Below are 18,297 nucleotides of genomic sequence, written 5' to 3' on the forward strand. Positions count from 1 at the left end.
GTCGTTATGGGTATGGTTTTAGAAAGACCAATCTAACGATAGGATGGTGCTGAACATGGCAATTTTAAAAGCGGAAGAAAGAACGGATTCCAGACGGTCTTCTTTAAGAAAGATCCGGCAATCCGGGTATGTGCCGGGTGTCATTTACGGAAGAAACCTGGAAAACAAATCCGTTGCGTTAGACAGTATTGAGCTTTTAAAAATTTTGCGAGCTGAGGGCAAAAATACGATTATCAACTTGGATATAAACGGAGACCAGCACTCTGTTATGGTGACTGAGCTGCAGACGGATCCATTAAAAGATTCAGTTGTACATGCCGATTTTAAAGTGGTTGATATGGAAGCGGAAATGGAGGCGACGGTTCCTGTAAACCTTACGGGTGAAGCAGAGGGGATTAAACAGGGCGGTGTTCTTCAGCAGCCGCTTTACGAGCTGTCTGTCACAGCGAAGCCGAAGAACATTCCGCAAACGATCGAGGTCGATATTTCCAGTCTCGAAGTCAACGATGTTCTAACCGTCGGCGATATTCCGTCTAAAGGCGATTATTCATACAACCATGAGCCTGATGAAGTTGTTGCATCCATTCTTCCTCCTCAAAAGCAGGAAGAAACGGAAGCCGAATCAGCCGCTCAAGACGTTGAGGAACCAGAAAAAGGCACTGAAGAGGAAAAAGAAGAATAAGTACGTAAGACGTAATCCTCCCGCGGTTACGTCTTTTGTGCTAGAATGAGGGGAAATTAGGATGCTCCCCCTCAGTATGCTGAGGCAGGGTTTTGCTTAAGGGAGGATATAGAATAATGCTTGTGTTTGCAGGATTGGGCAATCCGGGTAAAACATATGAAAATACGAGACATAATGTAGGATTTATGACGATCGATGAGCTTTCAAAAGAGTGGAACATTCCGCTTGATAAAACAAAGTTCAACGGTCAATACGGAATCGGATTTGTTTCCGGCAAAAAGGTTCTACTTGTTAAGCCGCTTACATATATGAATTTATCGGGAGAATGTTTGAGGCCGCTTTTGGACTATTATGAGATCCCTGTTGACAATTTGAAAGTGATTTACGATGACTTGGATCTTCCGACCGGAAGAATCCGTCTGAGGACGAAAGGAAGCGCAGGAGGCCATAACGGCATCAAATCGATGATTCAGCATCTGGGAACAACTGAGTTTAACCGGATCAGAATCGGAATCGGCCGTCCGGTCAACGGCATGAAAATCGTCGATTATGTGCTTGGCGCTTTTACAGATGAAGAAGAGCCGGTGATACAAGAGGCCGTCAGACAATCGGCCAAGGCCTGTGAAGCTTCTCTGGAAAAACCTTTTTTAGAAGTCATGAATGAATTTAATGCTAAGGTATAAGGCAGAAGGGAACGGAACATACTAGTTTTAAAAAGACTCGGTATGGAGGTTCCTTTATGGCTTTACATTATTATTGCCGGCATTGCGGCGTTAAAGTCGGAAGTCTTGATCATTCTTATGTAAACAGTGAACAGTTAGGCTTTAACCACTTAACAAACGATGAAAGAAACGATATGATTTCTTATATGGATAATGGGGATTTACACGTGAAGACGATATGTGAAGATTGTCAAGAAGCGCTTGAGCGAAACCCGGATTATCACCAATATCATTCGTTTATTCAATAAATAGCTTTGGTGTAGAGACTAGACCAAAGCATTTTTCTATTTGAGGAAGAGAGGAGGGGCTCATTTGAACAATATTCAATCCTATATCACAAAAAGCGATGATTTTAAATCCATCGTCAACGGCTTGAACGAAGGGCTGAAGGAACAGCTGCTTGCGGGGCTCTCCGGATCTGCCCGGTCGTTATTTACAGCCGCTCTTACAAAAGAAACGAGACGGCCGGTATTTTTAATTACGCATAACCTTTATCAGGCTCAAAAAATTACAGATGACTTGACAGGGCTGATAAAAGATCAGCCTGTCCTTTTATCTCCTGTCAACGAATTGATTTCTTCTGAAATTGCGGTGGCAAGCCCTGAGCTGCGCTCGCAAAGGCTTGATGTCTTAAATCGGCTTGCAAGCGGTGAAACGCCTATCGTTATTGCTCCGGCAGCAGCCGTCAGAAGAATGCTGCCCCCTGTCGAAGTATGGCAAAACAGTCAGATTCGCATTGAGACGGGGCGCGACATCGACCCGGAACAGCTGCTTCAGAAGCTTGTTCAAATGGGGTATGAGCGTACGGATATGGTGGCGGCTCCAGGCGAATTCAGTATTCGCGGGGGGATTATCGATGTCTATTCATTGACCGAAGAAAACCCTGTCCGGATTGAATTGTTTGATACAGAAGTTGACTCGATTCGTATATTCAATACGGATGATCAGCGCTCACTGGAAACGCGCGATGAAATAACGATCGGCCCTGCGAAGGAACTGATCGTGCGGGATGAAGATCGGCAAAGAGCGCTTGAACAAATCGATAAAGGTCTTGCCAACAGTCTTAAAAAGCTGAAGCTTGATAAACAAAAGGAAATTCTCGATCAAAATATCGCGGAAGATAAAGAGCGGCTCAAGGAAGGTCATATCGGCCAGGAAATGGTTAAATACCTTTCTTATTTCTATGAGAGGCCTGCTAGTTTACTAGATTATTTCCCGAAAAATACTTTGCTGATACTAGATGAGATCAGCCGTATTCATGAAATGGAAGACCAGCTTCAAAAGGAAGAGGCAGAATGGATTACGAGCCTGCTGGAAGAAGGGAAAATCCTTCATGATACAGCAATGTCATTTCCTTTTCACAGCCTCATTTCAAAACAGTCCCGCCCGATTTTGTATTACTCGCTGTTTTTAAGGCATGTGCAGCACACCAGTCCGCAAAACATCGTCAATGTTTCAAGCAAGCAAATGCAGAGCTTTCACGGACAAATGAATGTGCTCAAAAATGAGATTGAACGGTTTAAGAAATCGAAATATACAACGGTTTTTCTAGGGGACAGCAAAGAACGCGTCGAAAAACTTGCGTCTGTATTGTCCGATTATGAGATCGAAGCCGCCCAGGCCGACCAGGATGCAGCGCTTGCCCAAGGCCAGATTTACATTATGGAAGGCGGTCTTCAATCCGGCTTTGAACTTCCGATGATCAAGCTGGCCGTCATTACCGAAGAAGAACTGTTTAAAAAGCGTGTCAAAAAGCAGGCGCGCAAACAAAAACTGACCAATGCCGAACGGATCAAAAGCTACTCGGAGCTTCAGATCGGCGATTATGTCGTCCATGTGAACCACGGTATCGGAAAGTATTTAGGGATTGAAACGCTGGAGATCAACGGCATTCATAAGGATTACCTGAATATTCACTACCAGGGAAGCGACAAGCTTTACGTACCGGTTGACCAAATTGATCAGGTGCAAAAATACGTCGGTTCCGAAGGCAAAGAGCCGAAGCTTTATAAACTCGGGGGAAGCGAATGGAAACGGGTTAAGAAAAAGGTTGAAAGCTCTGTCCAGGATATCGCCGATGACTTGATCAAGCTTTATGCCGAAAGGGAAGCAAGCAAAGGTTACGCGTTTTCTCCCGACCATGAAATGCAGCGTGAGTTTGAAGCCGCATTTCCTTATCAGGAGACAGAGGACCAGCTGAGATCGATCCATGAGATTAAAAGAGACATGGAAAAAGAAAGACCGATGGATCGGCTCCTTTGCGGCGATGTGGGCTACGGCAAAACGGAAGTGGCGATCCGCGCCGCCTTTAAAGCGATTGCAGACGGAAAACAGGTCGCGATCCTCGTGCCGACTACGATCCTCGCACAGCAGCACTATGAAACGATATTGGAACGTTTCCAGGACTACCCGATTAATATCGGTTTGCTCAGCCGGTTCCGGACGAGAAAAGAAGCAAATGAAACGATCAAGGGCTTAAAAAACGGAACGATTGACATCGTAATCGGCACTCACAGGCTGTTGTCCAAGGATGTCGTGTACAAAGATCTTGGACTGCTTATCATCGATGAAGAACAAAGGTTTGGTGTCACGCATAAGGAAAAAATTAAACGCATTAAAGCGAATGTCGACGTTTTGACGTTAACGGCAACTCCGATACCTCGAACCCTTCATATGTCCATGCTCGGTGTCAGAGATTTGTCAGTCATTGAAACGCCTCCGGAAAACCGCTTCCCTGTACAGACGTACGTTGTCGAATACAACGGGGCCCTAGTCAGAGAAGCGATAGAACGCGAGCTGGCCAGGGGCGGTCAGGTTTACTTCTTGTACAACCGGGTGGAGGATATTGAAAGAAAAGCGGAAGAAATCTCGATGCTTGTGCCTGATGCCAAGGTGACGTATGCCCATGGGAAGATGACAGAAAACGAACTCGAATCGGTCATGCTGAATTTCTTAGAGGGAGAATCGGATGTGCTCGTCAGCACAACGATTATTGAAACGGGCGTTGATATTCCAAACGTCAATACCCTAATTGTATTTGACGCAGATAAGATGGGGCTTTCCCAGCTGTACCAGCTGAGGGGCCGTGTCGGGCGCTCAAACCGTGTAGCTTACGCTTACTTTACGTACCGGAAGGACAAAGTCCTTACGGAAGTGGCCGAAAAAAGGCTTCAGGCGATTAAAGAATTTACAGAACTCGGGTCAGGATTTAAAATCGCGATGCGCGATTTGACGATCCGCGGCGCCGGAAACCTTTTAGGTGCGCAGCAGCACGGGTTCATTGATTCTGTCGGTTTTGATTTATATTCGCAAATGCTCAAGGAAGCAATAGAAGCTCGCAAGGGAGATGTACCGCAAGCTGAAAAATTTGAACCGGAAATCGATTTGGAGCTTGACGCATATATTCCGCAGACTTATGTGACAGACGGCAAGCAAAAAATAGATATGTATAAACGTTTCAGAGCGATTTCAACCATTGAAGAAAAGAGCGAGCTTCAAGACGAGATGATCGACCGCTTCGGCGAATACCCGAAAGAAGTCGAATATTTATTCGCCATCGCAGAGGCGAAGGTATATGCCATCACCGAACGCGTCGAGCTGATCAAGCAGGATAAAGACGCCGTCAGACTGACGATTGACGAAAAAGCTAGTGCCGAAATAGACGGCCAAAAACTGTTTGAACTCGGCAGTAAGTACGGCAGACAGATCGGCCTCGGGATGGAAGGAAAGAAATTGAAAATTTCGATTCAAGTGAAAAACCGAAATCCGGAAGAGTGGCTGGAAACGCTTCTCGAAATATTGAAAGGCCTTCAAAACGTTAAAAAGCAAACGATCGCTTCATCATAAAAATTTGTTGTTTCTCGCGTATATTACATTTGATGTGAAGGATACTAAAACCAATCAAGAGTGGAGAGTGTTACATAAGTACACAGCTCTGTTTATATCCACCAGATATATCATCAAATGAAAGAGAGGCAGCAGAGATGAAAGCAACTGGTATCGTACGTCGAATTGATGATTTAGGCCGGGTCGTGATCCCGAAGGAAATCCGCAGAACTTTGCGCATTCGTGAAGGAGACCCTTTGGAAATATTTGTGGACCGGGATGGGGAGGTTATTTTAAAAAAATATTCTCCGATCAGCGAGCTCGGTGACTTTGCAAAGGAGTATGCTGATGCGCTTTATGACAGCATGGGCCATTCCGTGCTGATTTGCGACCGGGATGTGTATATCGCAGTATCCGGGGGGTCTAAAAAAGACTATTTAAACAAATCAATCAGCGACATGGTCGAAAAGGCGATGGATCAGCGAAATTCTGTTTTGGAAGGAGACGCCAAGACAATTCAGCTTATTGATGGTATTGACGAAGAGGTTGCTTCTTATACCGTCGGTCCGATTGTTGCAAACGGCGATCCGATCGGAGCGGTTGTCATTTTTTCGAAAGACCAGTCAATCGGAGAAGTGGAACATAAAGCGGTTGAAACCGCCGCTGGTTTTTTGGCCCGTCAAATGGAACAATAGGTCTCATTCCTTTTATTTTGACATTCCTGCTCGAACGAGCTGGAATGCCGAAAGCGTTTTTCTCAGCTTGAATCAGCATCAGCAGTTGGAACAGCACCTTTTGGGCTGTTCTTTTTTAGTTCACAGTTGCAGGCGGGGTATGAGTCTTGAATATGGTATAATAAGCACGTTTCGTGCGCTTTTTAGAAAGCTGAGAGAAAGCGCATTGGAAGGAGCTTAAAGGAATGGGGTTTTTAAAAGGCCAAAGACAATGGATTTGGCAAGGCGCCTTTGTTTTATCATTGGCGGGGATATTATCAAAGATATTAAGCGCTGTATATAGAGTGCCTTTTCAAAATATAGTTGGAGATGTCGGTTTTTATATTTTTCAGCAGGTGTATCCGATGATCGGAATATCTGTGATGCTTGCCACCTCCGGGTTCCCGGTCATCATTTCAAAGTTGTTGAATGATTACGGGACGGCAAACCGGGCAAAAATTCTCCGGGTGTCTATGTTTTTTTTGTCGGTCGTGGGCCTTGGCTTTTTTCTTCTCTTGTTTGCCGGAGCCGAAGCCATCGCAGGGTTTATGGGTGATCCCGCCCTTGCCGGGGTGATCCGCGCCGTGTCGTTTTCTTATTTGCTGCTGCCGCTCGTGTCTTTGCTTAGAGGCTATTTTCAAGGAGGCGAACGGATGCTTCCGACGGCACTTTCTCAAATTGGAGAGCAGACACTCCGGGTCGGGGCGATCCTCATTTTGACGTGGTGGCTCGTCAAAAACGGCTTTTCCTTATATGACGCCGGGGCAGGGGCTGCCTTTGGCTCCCTTGTCGGCGGCCTTGCGGCGTTTTTCATTCTCGCCGTGTTTTGGGCCAAGCGTGAAAAGCAACCCGCTGCCGCCGGGATAGAGGCCGGTACAGGCGATATTTTGAAGCAGCTGTGTCTGTACTCGGTTACGATTTGCACGGCCGGCCTCATGCTGATTCTCATCCAGCTCGTCGACGCATTGAACTTGTATTCATTGCTGGCCGGACAAGGAATGGACGAACTTCAGGCGAAACATACAAAAGGGGTGTATGACAGAGGACAGCCGCTATTGCAGCTTGGAACCGTTTTTGCTGCGAGCATTGCGACAGCTCTTGTCCCGTCCCTTACAAAAGCGAAGAAAAATGGAGAAACGGCGGTTCTGGAGGAAAAGATCCGTTATTCGCTAAAAATGAGCTTCGTCATCGGCACTGGAGCAGCCGCCGGTCTGATATGCATTTTGGAGCCGGTGAATGTCATGCTGTTTAAGAACAGCGATGGAACGGCTGCGCTGCAGATTTTCAGCGTGTCGATTCTGTTTGCATCGTTGGCGATCACGATGACTGCTGTTTTGCAAGGACTCGGCAATACATGTCTTCCAGCTGTTTCCGTCTGCTGCGGCTTTTTTGTGAAAGCCGTATTGAACGAGTTCCTGATCCCCGGTTTCGGCATTTCCGGCGCCGCTTTTGCGACTATGATGTCATTCGCTGCTGTCGCTGGACTCAATTTTTTTCAGCTGAAAAGGAAAGGCTGGATCAAGTTGCCGGAATACAGGATAGCGGGAGTTTTGCTGTCGGCTGTGATCATGTCGGCCGCTCTGGCGGTGTGGCTTTTTGCTTTTGAAGCGGCCATACCTCATGAAAACAGATGGATCGCGGCGGCGGAAAGTCTTAGCGCCGTATTCGTCGGCGGCATTGTCTTTTTGTCCGGTATCTTCACATTACGCGTGTTTTCAGAAAAAGAACTTGAGCTTGTACCTTTTGGCAGCAAGCTCCTGACAATAAAACGAGAAAGGGGCGGCAGACATGGCCGGTAAAATCACGGTAGTCGGCCTGGGGGCAGGCGATATGAATCAATTAACCCTCGGTGTGTATAAACGGCTCACACAAGCGGAGGTTCTTTATGTCAGGACGAAAGACCATCCGTTAATAGAAGACCTGAAAAAAGAAATAGCTGAGATTCATTTTTTTGATGAGGTCTATGAAAAGCATGATCAATTCGAAGATGTTTACGAGGAGATCGTAGAGCGGCTGTTTGAGGAGGCGAAGCAGCGCGATGTGCTCTATGCCGTTCCGGGCCATCCGTTCGTCGCTGAAAAAACGGTTCAGCTTTTGCTTGAGAGGCGGGGCGCTCATCAGGCCGATGTCGTTGTCGAGGGAGGCCACAGCTTTATTGATGCGACATTAAATGCTTTGCAGATCGATCCGATTGACGGGTTTCAGTTTGTCGACGCCGTCCGGTTTTCCGCTGACGAAGTCGAGCTCCGTCATCATTTGATTATTTGCCAGGTATATGATCAAATGACGGCATCAGAGGTCAAACTGACGTTGATGGAAAAGCTCCCTGATGACTATGAAGTCGTCATTGTCACAGCGGCCGGAAGCAGTATGCAAGACATTCGGACAGTGCCTCTTTACGAATTGGACAGAAGTGTCGGTATCAATAATTTAACGAGCGTCTACGTTCCGCCGGTCAAAGACGAGGAGGTTCTGTACCAGGAATTTTCGATGTTCCGCAGCGTCATCAGGAAGCTGCGCGGACCGGACGGCTGCCCGTGGGATCGGAAACAAACCCATGAATCGCTCAAAAAATACTTAATTGAAGAATGCTATGAGGTGCTCGAGGCGATTGATGAAGAAGATCCCGACCACCTTGTTGAGGAGCTCGGCGATGTGATGCTCCAAGTTCTGCTGCATGCGCAGATCGGCGAGGATGACGGTCTTTTTACAATTGACGATGTGATTCGCGGCATTACGGCAAAAATGATCAGAAGGCATCCGCATGTCTTCGGAGAAGTATCTGTTCGTGATGAGGCCGACGTCATGGTAAACTGGGAAGAGATCAAGAAACAGGAGAAACAAGCGGACGATCCATCCCTTCTCGACGACATTCCAAAGCCGCTGCCTGCTTTGTCAAAAGCGAACAAGCTTCAGAAAAAGGCGGCAAAGACCGGATTCGACTGGTCGAATGTCCAGGATATTTGGGATAAAGTTCACGAGGAAATGAAAGAATTTTCTTCAGAAATTTCCGAAGCCGAACAGTCCAGCAAAAAAATGAAAGAAGAGTTCGGCGACCTTTTATTCGCTCTCGTCAACATCGGCCGGTTTTATAAAATTGAACCGGAAGAAGCCCTTGCGATGACAAATGCCAAGTTTTACAGAAGGTTCACGCATATTGAACAATCTGCAAAGCGCATGGGCAAGGATCTGGAAAGTATGACGCTTGAAGAAATGGACGAATTGTGGAATGAAGCGAAAGACATTGAAAGGAGCTGACAAGTGATGAGACTCGACAAATTTCTCAAAGTATCAAGGCTGATTAAAAGACGGACGCTTGCAAAAGAAGTGGCTGACCAGGGAAGAATTTCGATCAATGGCCAGCAGGCGAAAGCAAGCTCTGTTGTCAAAGCGGGAGACGAGCTTGCGGTGCGTTTTGGCCAAAAGCTTGTAACCGTCAAAGTCAATGAATTGAAGGATACGACAAAAAAAGAAGAAGCCGCTGATATGTATACCGTTCTCAAAGAAGAGAAGCTGGGAGGAGAATAGGCTTGTTCTAAAAAAATCCCCCGTCTCATACAATGCAGTATCGAATCTTTAGTATGAGGATATGGGGGATGAATCGATGAATGTATATTATGATCAGCACAACCCTTCCGGCGGGGCATCTGGTCCTGAACATAATGTGACGATGAAGGGCCGCAAGCTGCTGGATATATCCGGTGTCAAACAGGTCGAGAGCTTTGACAATGAGGAATTCTTACTTGAGACGGTCATGGGCATGCTGGCAGTCAGAGGCGAAAACCTGCAGATGAAGAATCTCGATGTGGAAAAAGGCGTTGTCTCCATCAAGGGAAGAGTGCTTGATCTCGTCTATTTGGATGAGCAGCAGGGGGAGAAAGCTAAAGGATTTTTTAGCAAGTTGTTTAAATGACGCTGACCACTCAGTTCTATACGATGCTGGCCATGGCCGGAATGGGGGCATGGCTTGGCGCTTCCCTTGACACCTACACCCGTTTTGTCGTTCGCTCAAAAACAGCAAGGTGGCTGTTGTTTCTCCATGACTTTTTGTTTTGGGTGGTACAAGGTCTCCTTTTTTTCTATGTTTTGCTGAGCGTGAATGAAGGGGAATTCCGAATTTATATCTTTCTGGCGGTCATGCTTGGATTTGCCGCTTATCAAAGCCTTTTTAAGCAGATCTATATCAAGCTTTTGGAATGGATGATTTCCTTTTTCATATTCATCTCCAGGCTGGTCTCAAAGATGATGCAGATGATGGTGTTTCGGCCTGTTGTATGGACGTTTCAAGCTATTTTTGCCATCATTCTCTTTACAATGAGAAATATCTATGTTCTTTTTCGTTTTTTTGCGGTATGTTTATATAAGATATTAAAATTTGCAGGATATCCGATTTATTTTATACTATATCAATGCTGCAGGCTTCTTCCCGCCCCGGTTCGGGGATTGTTGAGACGCTTTTTGCAAAAAGGAGCAGGATTTTTCGAAAAGGGGAAGAAACTATTCATAACAATTAAGGCAAAACTTTTAAAAAAATGAGGGGAGGCCGTCTGGAATGAATGATCCCATGAGACGCAACATATCGCAAATACAGAACGAATACAAAGAGCAGATGGAGCGAAAACAGCAGCAGCTGAAAAGAAAAAGACGCGGTCTATACAGACGGTTGATGGTTTTCGGCGCCGTTGTGCTGCTGTCGGCGATTGTGATTGTCAGTTCTCTTTGGTCGCAGACTTCGGATATCAGCGCGAAGCAAGAGAAGAAAGAAGACCTTTTGAAACAATTGGAACAACTGGAAGCAAAAAAATCGGATTTGAAAGATGAGATTGTGAAATTAAAGGATGAGGACTACGTTGCAGAGCTTGCCAGAAAGGATTATTACCTCTCAAAAGATGGCGAAATCATCTTCAAGTTTGAAGATAAGAGCAAGTAGCCTTGTTGACACTTATTTTTTTCTTTATGTATAATTAAACAAATGATCTTTTTTAAGTCTAAGGAGGAGCACTTTTTTTATGTCGATTGAAGTTGGCAGCAAGTTGCAAGGGAAAGTAACAGGTATTACAAATTTCGGAGCGTTTGTTGAACTGCCTGGAGGATCAACAGGTCTTGTTCATATTAGCGAAGTAGCCGATAACTACGTGAAGGACATTAATGATCATCTGAAGGTTGGTGATCAAGTAGAAGTTAAAGTCATCAATGTTGAGAAAGATGGGAAAATCGGCTTGTCGATCAAAAAGGCTGTAGACCGTCCTCAATCATCAAGACCTGCGAGACCTAAAAATGATTTCCGCTCTAAAGAAACGTTTGAACAGAAAATGAATAAGTTTTTAAAAGACAGTGAAGATCGCTTATCGTCTCTAAAACGCAACACGGAATCAAAACGTGGAGGGCGCGGAGCAAGAAGAGGTTAACTTGCTGCTTTCTATATATACGAAAGGCATTCGTCTTATCCCAACGGATGCCTTTTTATTGTCTTATAAAATTTTTATTAAAATTTCTATTGACGGATAGGACAATCCTTTGTATTATAGAACTTGTGCGTTAAAAGAAATCAACAACATGGCGGTGTAGCTCAGCTGGCTAGAGCGTACGGTTCATACCCGTGAGGTCGGGGGTTCGATCCCCTCCGCCGCTACTTATATGAAGGCCCGTTGGTCAAGTGGTTAAGACACCGCCCTTTCACGGCGGTAACACGGGTTCGAATCCCGTACGGGTCATTCCGGAAACCGGCTTCTTCTGAAGCCGGTTTTTTTGCTGCATAAAAATACGCAAAATAACGGGAATGGACTCGACTTATCAAGAGTGATTGAAGCATGCTACAAAAAGCGTCGAACAGTTCTTTGAATTCATTACCTTCTTTTGACAAAATCCTATTTCATCTTTCGTTATAATGGCAAGCAACGAATAAACGAGTGGGAGATGAGAGCATGGAAAAAGCGGAAAGAAGAGTGAACAGCCCAATAGCTGGACCTGTTGTTCAAAAATTGTATTCATGGATTGGCAGCAAGACGAAGCTTGTAATGCAGCATTTATATTCCCTCTTTTTTTATAAAGGGCTGATCTATATGATCATCGGTTTTTTATTGGGACGAGCCTTCATTCTGTCAGAGGTCATTCCCTTTGCTCTTCCATTTTTCGGAGCGATGCTTTTAATTAAAAAAGATAAAGCTTTTCTTGCATGCCTGGCACTTCTTGCCGGGGCTCTGAGCATATCGCCTCAGCATTCGCTGTTCGTGCTTGCGGCTCTGTTTGCATTTGCGATATGTTCCAAAATGACGTCTCTTATTATAAAAGACCGCGTCAGAACGCTGCCTGTCGTCGTCTTTTTAGCGATGGCTGTGACAAGATGCGGATTCGTATATGCCGAATACGGAACGGTTTCGGGTTATCACTATATTATGGCTTTTGTTGAAGCCGGGTTATCGTTTATCCTCACACTGATTTTTTTGCAAAGCCTGCCGATTGTTACATCAAAGCGGGCGAAACAGTCGCTGAAAATTGAAGAGATCATTTGTTTTATGATTTTAATCGCTTCTGTTCTCACAGGTTTGACAGGCGTTTCTTTTCAAGGCATGCAGGCTGAACTGATATTGGCCCGTTATGTCGTGCTCGCTTTCGCGTTCATCGGGGGCGCGAGCATCGGCTGTACAGTCGGGGTTGTGACGGGGCTGATCCTCAGCCTTTCAAATATCGGCAATTTATATCAGATGAGCCTGCTGGCTTTTTCAGGCCTTCTCGGCGGTTTGTTAAAAGAAGGAAAAAAGTTCGGTGCAGCGGTCGGCTTATTGATCGGATCTCTATTGATTTCTCTGTACGGAGAAGGTTCAGCTGAACTTGTGCCGACGCTTTATGAATCACTGATTGCAATCGGTCTGTTCCTTTTAACCCCTCAGTCGATTACGAAAAAAGTGGCTAAGTATATACCGGGAACGACTGAACACGCTCAGGAACAGCAGCAATATGCAAGAAAAATCCGCGATGTCACCGCGCAGAAGGTCGATCAGTTTTCGAGTGTTTTTCACGCATTATCCGAAAGCTTCGCTACCTTTTATCATTCGGTTCCGGATGATGGAGGAAAAGAAAAAGAGATCGATCTGTTTTTGAGCACTGTAACAGAACACTCCTGCCAGTCCTGTTATAAAAAAAACAAGTGCTGGGTTCAGAACTTTGATAAAACATATGACTTGATGAAACGAGTTATGCAGGAAACAGAAGAAAAGCAATATTTTAAAAACCGCAAGCTGAAAAAGGAGTTTCATCAGCACTGCTCCAAATCAAAGCAAGTAGAAGCGCTGATGGAAGACGAGCTGTCTCATTTTAGGGCAAACCAGACATTAAAACAAAAGGTGCATGACAGCAGGCGTCTCGTCGCAGAGCAGCTGCTCGGGGTTTCTCAGGTCATGGCGGACTTTTCTCGGGAAATAAAAAGGGAGAGGGAGCAGCATTTTATTCAAGAAGAACAAATTCGGGATGCGCTGCAGCATTTCGGCATTGAAATTCAACAAGTCGAAATTTACAGCCTAGAGCAGGGAAATATCGATATCGAAATGAGTATCCCGTATTGCAACGGCCACGGGGAGTGTGAAAAAATCATCGCTCCGATGCTGTCCGATATTTTGGAAGAACAAATTATCGTCAAAGCGGAACAGTGCGCCGGCCATCCGAATGGATATTGTCATGTTGCTTTCGGTTCGGCGAAGTCATACAGGGTGGTGACGGGAGCCGCACATGCAGCAAAAGGAGGAGGGCTTGTCTCCGGCGACAGCTACAATATGATGGAGCTCGGCACCGGCAAATATGCGGCCGCCATCAGCGATGGTATGGGAAATGGCGCAAGGGCCCATTTTGAAAGCAATGAGACGATCAAGCTGTTGGAAAAGATTCTTCAGTCGGGCATCGACGAAAAAGTGGCGATTAAAACGATCAACAGCATTCTTTCATTAAGGACGACAGATGAAATATATTCGACATTGGATTTATCGGTCATCGATCTTCAGGATGCGAGCTGCAAGTTTTTGAAAATCGGCTCCACCCCGAGCTTTATTAAAAGAGGCGATCAGATTATCAAAGTGCAGGCCAGCAATCTGCCGATCGGCATCATTACAGAATTCGATGTTGATGTAGTCAGCGAGCAATTAAAAGCGGGAGACCTTTTGATTATGATGAGCGACGGAATCTTTGAAGGGCCTAGACATGTTGAAAATCATGATCTGTGGATGAAGCGCAAATTGAAATCTCTGAAAACCGAGGAGCCGCAGGAAATCGCCGACTTGATCATGGAAGAAGTGATTCGGACAAGGTCGGGTCTGATTGAGGACGATATGACGGTGATTGTTATCAAGCTGGACCATAATACGCCAAAGTGGGCCTCCATTCCGGCGCCGTCTTTTTTCCAAAAGAATCAAGAGATTTCTTAGCCTTCGTATAAATCAAATTTCTTCTGGCGATGATGGAACTAAATCAAGATATCTTTGTCCAGGAGGAATAAAAACGATGAAAAAGGGGCACTTGAATCAAATCCTGCTTTTGACGGACGGCTGTTCAAACCGCGGCGAAGACCCGCAGGCCATGGCCGCCTTTGCGAAGGAGCAGGGAATTACCGTGAATGTGATTGGGATTATGGACGAGCATGAAATGGATCAGGAGGCGATGAAAGAAGTTGAAGGGATCGCCCTCGCAGGCGGGGGAGTTCACCAGGTTGTTTACGCGTCGCAGCTGTCGCAGACCGTTCAAATGGTGACAAAAAAGGCGATGACGCAAACCCTTCAAGGCGTTGTCAATAGTGAGCTCAAACAAATTCTCGGCAAGCATACCGAAATGGATGAACTGCCTCCTGATAAACGCGGTGAAGTTATGGAAGTCGTAGATGAGCTCGGTGAGACCGTACATCTTCATGTATTGGTTCTTGTCGATACAAGCGCGAGCATGAATCCGAAGCTGCCGACTGTTAAAGAAGCATTGATAGACCTTTCCATCAGTCTCAATTCAAGAATCGGCGAAAATGAATTTGCGATGCTTATATTTCCCGGGAAAAAACAAGAGGTCGAGCTTGTGCTTGATTGGACCCCGAAGTTTGAATCTCTTTCTTCAATATTTTCCAAGCTTTCAGCCGGCGGCATTACGCCGACAGGACCCGCAATACGAGAGGCGATTCAGCATTTTAACAAAATCGGCTCAAGAAGGAGAATGTTAGAAGACGATGAAAAACGCTTCGACGAGTTTGGCGGCTAGTCTAAAGCCGGGTGCAGCCGTTGTTGGAAAGTGGAACAATCATTCCTACAAGATCATCAGACAGCTTGGAAAAGGGGCGAATGGCGTTGTGTATCTGGCCGATTCGGGAAAGGGCCGCGTTGCATTAAAAGTGAGCGATGACAGCCTGTCCATTACCTCGGAAGTGAATGTTCTGAAATCTTTCTCAAAGGCCCAGGCAAAAGCAATGGGGCCTTCTTTTTTTGATGTGGATGACATGATGGTTGCGGGTGCGGGCAAAAAACTTTCATTTTATGTCATGGAATATATTGAAGGTCCGCTTCTTTTAAGATATGTAAACGAAAAAGGCGAGGAATGGATACCGGTGCTGATCAGCCAGCTTCTCTCAAGTTTGTCGGCCATTCATCGCGAAGGATGGGTGTTTGGAGATTTAAAGCCCGAGAATTTAATCGTGACGGGCCCGCCGCCGCAAATCCGCTGCATTGATGTGGGCGGGACGACAAAAGAAGGCCGGGCAATCAAGGAATATACAGAGTTTTTTGACAGAGGCTATTGGGAATTTGGAACCCGTAAGGCTGAGCCTTCGTATGATCTGTTTTCAGTCGCCATGATTATGGTGAACTGTGCGGTGAAAAAAGAATTTAAAAAGACAGCAAGACCTCAGGAACAGCTTATGTCAGTCATCGACGGACAGTCGTTTTTAAAGCGGTATAAGCCGGTTCTTGCTTCTGCTTTAAAAGGAAGCTATCGAACAGCTGATGAAATGAAGGGAGACCTCCTGGCAATCGGCCGGCCGGCCAGAATGCAAAGCATCCGCCAGTCGAGAACCGCCCGTTCTTCATCGGCATCCGCCCCGTCTCAAGGCCCGCGGCATAAGCGGGGGACGCCTCAGCAGCAAATGTTAAGAAGCGGGCGCAGAAAGCAAAGAAACAGTTCTAAATCCGGCGGTGTTTTTGAAACGCTGCTGATCGTCGTAAGCGTTCTTGCCCTTTACTTTGCGTATATCGTTCTCTTTTTTATTTAGCTCTGCTTTGCCGGCGGATAGCTCTTCTTTGCAGGGACCGATTGAAAGTGTTAGGATATTTATATCTTTTGAAATACACCCTGCTCTTAGTGGGAGGACATTGTGAAAAGTATTGAAGATTTCATGAGAAAATACGAACTGTCATTTGATGGAGCGACACTGGTTGCAGGCGTCTCCGGCGGGCCTGATTCGATGGCGCTGCTGCATGCTCTGCAACGTACGGTTCCTGCCTCGGCGACGCTGATTGCCGCACACGTCGATCATATGTTCAGAGGCGAAGAGTCTGAGCATGATATGCGGTTTGTTCAGGACTACTGCGAGGCGGAAGGCATACAATGCGAGGCGGTGCAAATCGATGTCCAGACATTTGCCGCGGAAAACAATCTGAATAAACAGGCTGCTGCGAGAGAATGCCGGTATGCGTTTTTTCAAGAATTAATGAAAAGGCGCCGGGCTGAATACCTGGTTCTGGCTCATCATGGCGATGATCAGGTGGAAACGATGCTGATGAAGATGGCAAAAGGCACTGTCGGGCTCGGGCTTGCTGGAATTCAGCCAAAGCGCCGTTTTGACAGCGGCTGGCTGCTTAGGCCGTTTCTAAAGCTGTCAAAGGATGATCTTTTGGCTTACTGCAAAGAGAATCGAATACCGTATAGAACCGATCCGAGCAACAGTGAGGATGATTACACAAGGAACCGGTTCAGGCACCATGTTCTCCCTTTTCTGAAGAAAGAGTCGGAAGATGTCCATAAAAGGTTTCAATCCGTCAGTGAATTCCTGACAGAAGACGAATTATACTTACAGGCATTAACGAAAGACAAAATGAATACAGTAATCACAAGCAAGTCAAGTTCCGGTGTCGAAATCAGCATCGATCGGCTTCTTGCGCTCCCTATGCCTTTACAAAGAAGGGGAGTTCATCTAATATTAAACTATCTTTATGAAAACGTTCCATCAGCGTTTTCAGCCCATCATATTCAAGTGTTTCTGGATTGGATTTCACAAGGTGGACCATCCGGTTCCCTTGATTTTCCGAATGGGCTAAAAGTTGCAAAATCTTATCATACATGTTTGTTTACATTTCAGCGTTTACAATGTGAAAATGTTTCCTATCATTATGAAATAAGCGGGGCAGACGAAGAAGAACTGAAGCTTCCCGACGGCTCCTCCCTTCATGTGAGCGGACCCGGTTCAACCCGGAAGCTGCAAGGAAACGATGTTTTTGCAACAAGTCCCAAGCAGGTTCAATTCCCCCTTTATGTACGGACAAGGCAAAACGGAGACCGAATCAAACTTAAAGGGATGAACGGCTCAAAAAAGGTTAAAGATATATTTATTGATGAAAAAGTGCCTCTTGCGAAAAGAGACAGCTGGCCCATTGTAACAGACGCGGTTGGAAACATTATTTGGATACCTGGTCTGAAAAAAACCATTTTTGAGGAACTTGATGTTACAAACAATGATCGCATTGTATTACAATATAGACAGCATGAAAAGTGTAGGGGGCTAGCAAAGAATGAAACAGGATATTGAAAATATCTTGATCTCAGAAGAAGAGATCCAAAAGAAAGTCAAGGAGCTGGGCGCAACTCTGACAGAAGAGTACAGCGGCAAGTTTCCGCTGGCAATCGGTGTGTTAAAGGGAGCCATGCCGTTTATGGCTGATCTTTTGAAGCATATTGATACATATTTGGAAATGGATTTCATGGATGTATCAAGCTACGGCAGTTCAACGGTTTCTTCCGGAGAGGTAAAAATCATTAAAGATTTGGACACATCTGTAGAGGGCCGTGACATCTTAATTATTGAGGATATCATCGACAGTGGGCTGACCTTGAGTTATCTTGTAGAGCTTTTCCGATACCGCAAAGCAAAATCGATTAAGATCGTAACCCTTCTTGATAAACCAAGCGGACGAAAAGCGGATATCAAAGCGGATTACGTCGGCTTTGAAGTTCCCGATGCATTCGTTGTCGGATATGGTCTCGATTATGCTGAACGCTATCGTAACCTTCCGTACATCGGAGTGCTGAAACCTGCGGTTTATGAGAGCTGATTCGGGCTTGTTAGCGAAAGGGATATCTGTTGTATTGGAACGATTTTCTATGATACTATTGAACATAG

Annotated in this window: 17 protein-coding genes and 2 tRNA genes; all 19 read left to right on the forward strand. The window is 45.7% G+C overall.

Annotation, left to right across the window (positions count from 1 at the left end; translation table 11 throughout):
* The first annotated feature begins 55 nt into the window (after positions 1 to 55).
* The 19 genes from MKZ04_RS17340 to hpt all read left to right on the forward strand — a co-directional run bounded on the left by MKZ04_RS17340 (position 56) and on the right by hpt (position 18,229).
* Positions 56 to 682: a 50S ribosomal protein L25/general stress protein Ctc gene (locus MKZ04_RS17340; RefSeq protein WP_341046484.1), complete on the forward strand. Its 627-nt coding sequence runs from the start codon at positions 56 to 58 to the stop codon at positions 680 to 682.
* Between the two features lie 116 nt (positions 683 to 798).
* Positions 799 to 1,365 (forward strand): aminoacyl-tRNA hydrolase, encoded by a 567-nt coding sequence (gene pth, locus MKZ04_RS17345; protein ID WP_020449811.1) that lies wholly within the window; start codon positions 799 to 801, stop codon positions 1,363 to 1,365.
* A gap of 56 nt (positions 1,366 to 1,421) precedes the next feature.
* Positions 1,422 to 1,652: an anti-sigma-F factor Fin family protein gene (locus MKZ04_RS17350; protein WP_003178210.1), complete on the forward strand. Its 231-nt coding sequence runs from the start codon at positions 1,422 to 1,424 to the stop codon at positions 1,650 to 1,652.
* A gap of 64 nt (positions 1,653 to 1,716) precedes the next feature.
* Positions 1,717 to 5,250 (forward strand): transcription-repair coupling factor, encoded by a 3,534-nt coding sequence (gene mfd / locus MKZ04_RS17355; RefSeq protein WP_341046487.1) that lies wholly within the window; start codon positions 1,717 to 1,719, stop codon positions 5,248 to 5,250.
* Between the two features lie 137 nt (positions 5,251 to 5,387).
* Complete coding sequence (gene spoVT, locus MKZ04_RS17360; RefSeq protein ID WP_020449813.1) at positions 5,388 to 5,924, forward strand: stage V sporulation protein T; 537 nt, start codon at positions 5,388 to 5,390, stop codon at positions 5,922 to 5,924.
* A 224-nt stretch (positions 5,925 to 6,148) separates the two neighbouring features.
* Positions 6,149 to 7,741, forward strand: a complete 1,593-nt coding sequence (locus MKZ04_RS17365) for a putative polysaccharide biosynthesis protein (RefSeq protein WP_341046488.1) — start codon at positions 6,149 to 6,151, stop codon at positions 7,739 to 7,741.
* Positions 7,731 to 9,200, forward strand: coding sequence for a nucleoside triphosphate pyrophosphohydrolase (mazG, locus tag MKZ04_RS17370; RefSeq protein WP_020449815.1), 1,470 nt, complete (start codon positions 7,731 to 7,733; stop codon positions 9,198 to 9,200). Before MKZ04_RS17365 ends, mazG begins: the two co-directional genes overlap by 11 nt.
* A gap of 6 nt (positions 9,201 to 9,206) precedes the next feature.
* Positions 9,207 to 9,470: an RNA-binding S4 domain-containing protein gene (locus tag MKZ04_RS17375; protein WP_003178218.1), complete on the forward strand. Its 264-nt coding sequence runs from the start codon at positions 9,207 to 9,209 to the stop codon at positions 9,468 to 9,470.
* A 76-nt stretch (positions 9,471 to 9,546) separates the two neighbouring features.
* Positions 9,547 to 9,855, forward strand: coding sequence for a sporulation protein YabP (gene yabP / locus MKZ04_RS17380; protein WP_011197470.1), 309 nt, complete (start codon positions 9,547 to 9,549; stop codon positions 9,853 to 9,855).
* On the forward strand, positions 9,852 to 10,478 hold the full coding sequence (yabQ, locus tag MKZ04_RS17385; RefSeq protein WP_020449817.1) for a spore cortex biosynthesis protein YabQ: 627 nt from the start codon (positions 9,852 to 9,854) through the stop codon (positions 10,476 to 10,478). The genes yabP and yabQ overlap by 4 nt, the downstream gene beginning before the upstream one ends.
* Positions 10,479 to 10,494: 16 nt before the next feature.
* Entirely contained in the window at positions 10,495 to 10,872 is a 378-nt protein-coding gene (locus tag MKZ04_RS17390; RefSeq protein WP_020449818.1) for an FtsB family cell division protein, read from the forward strand.
* 79 nt (positions 10,873 to 10,951) lie between these two features.
* Positions 10,952 to 11,350, forward strand: a complete 399-nt coding sequence (locus MKZ04_RS17395; RefSeq protein WP_003178226.1) for a S1 domain-containing RNA-binding protein — start codon at positions 10,952 to 10,954, stop codon at positions 11,348 to 11,350.
* A 150-nt stretch (positions 11,351 to 11,500) separates the two neighbouring features.
* Positions 11,501 to 11,574 (forward strand) — tRNA-Met (locus MKZ04_RS17400).
* Positions 11,575 to 11,584: 10 nt separating this feature from the next.
* Positions 11,585 to 11,656, forward strand: a tRNA-Glu gene (locus MKZ04_RS17405).
* Positions 11,657 to 11,866: 210 nt separating this feature from the next.
* The gene (spoIIE, locus tag MKZ04_RS17410) at positions 11,867 to 14,356 is read left to right on the forward strand and encodes a stage II sporulation protein E (protein WP_145654493.1); all 2,490 of its coding nucleotides are present in this window, start codon (positions 11,867 to 11,869) and stop codon (positions 14,354 to 14,356) included.
* Between the two features lie 76 nt (positions 14,357 to 14,432).
* Entirely contained in the window at positions 14,433 to 15,170 is a 738-nt protein-coding gene (locus MKZ04_RS17415; RefSeq protein WP_023855976.1) for a vWA domain-containing protein, read from the forward strand.
* The gene (locus tag MKZ04_RS17420) at positions 15,139 to 16,173 is read left to right on the forward strand and encodes a protein kinase domain-containing protein (protein WP_341046492.1); all 1,035 of its coding nucleotides are present in this window, start codon (positions 15,139 to 15,141) and stop codon (positions 16,171 to 16,173) included. Before MKZ04_RS17415 ends, MKZ04_RS17420 begins: the two co-directional genes overlap by 32 nt.
* Positions 16,174 to 16,275: 102 nt before the next feature.
* Positions 16,276 to 17,706 carry a tRNA lysidine(34) synthetase TilS gene (gene tilS / locus MKZ04_RS17425; protein WP_341046493.1) on the forward strand — a complete coding sequence of 477 codons (1,431 nt, stop codon included), beginning with the start codon at positions 16,276 to 16,278 and terminating at the stop codon, positions 17,704 to 17,706.
* On the forward strand, positions 17,690 to 18,229 hold the full coding sequence (gene hpt / locus MKZ04_RS17430) for a hypoxanthine phosphoribosyltransferase (RefSeq protein ID WP_003178236.1): 540 nt from the start codon (positions 17,690 to 17,692) through the stop codon (positions 18,227 to 18,229). Before tilS ends, hpt begins: the two co-directional genes overlap by 17 nt.
* The last annotated feature ends 68 nt before the right edge of the window (positions 18,230 to 18,297 follow it).

This window comes from Bacillus sp. FSL W7-1354 (assembly GCF_038002405.1).
GTDB classification, from domain to species: domain Bacteria; phylum Bacillota; class Bacilli; order Bacillales; family Bacillaceae; genus Bacillus; species Bacillus paralicheniformis.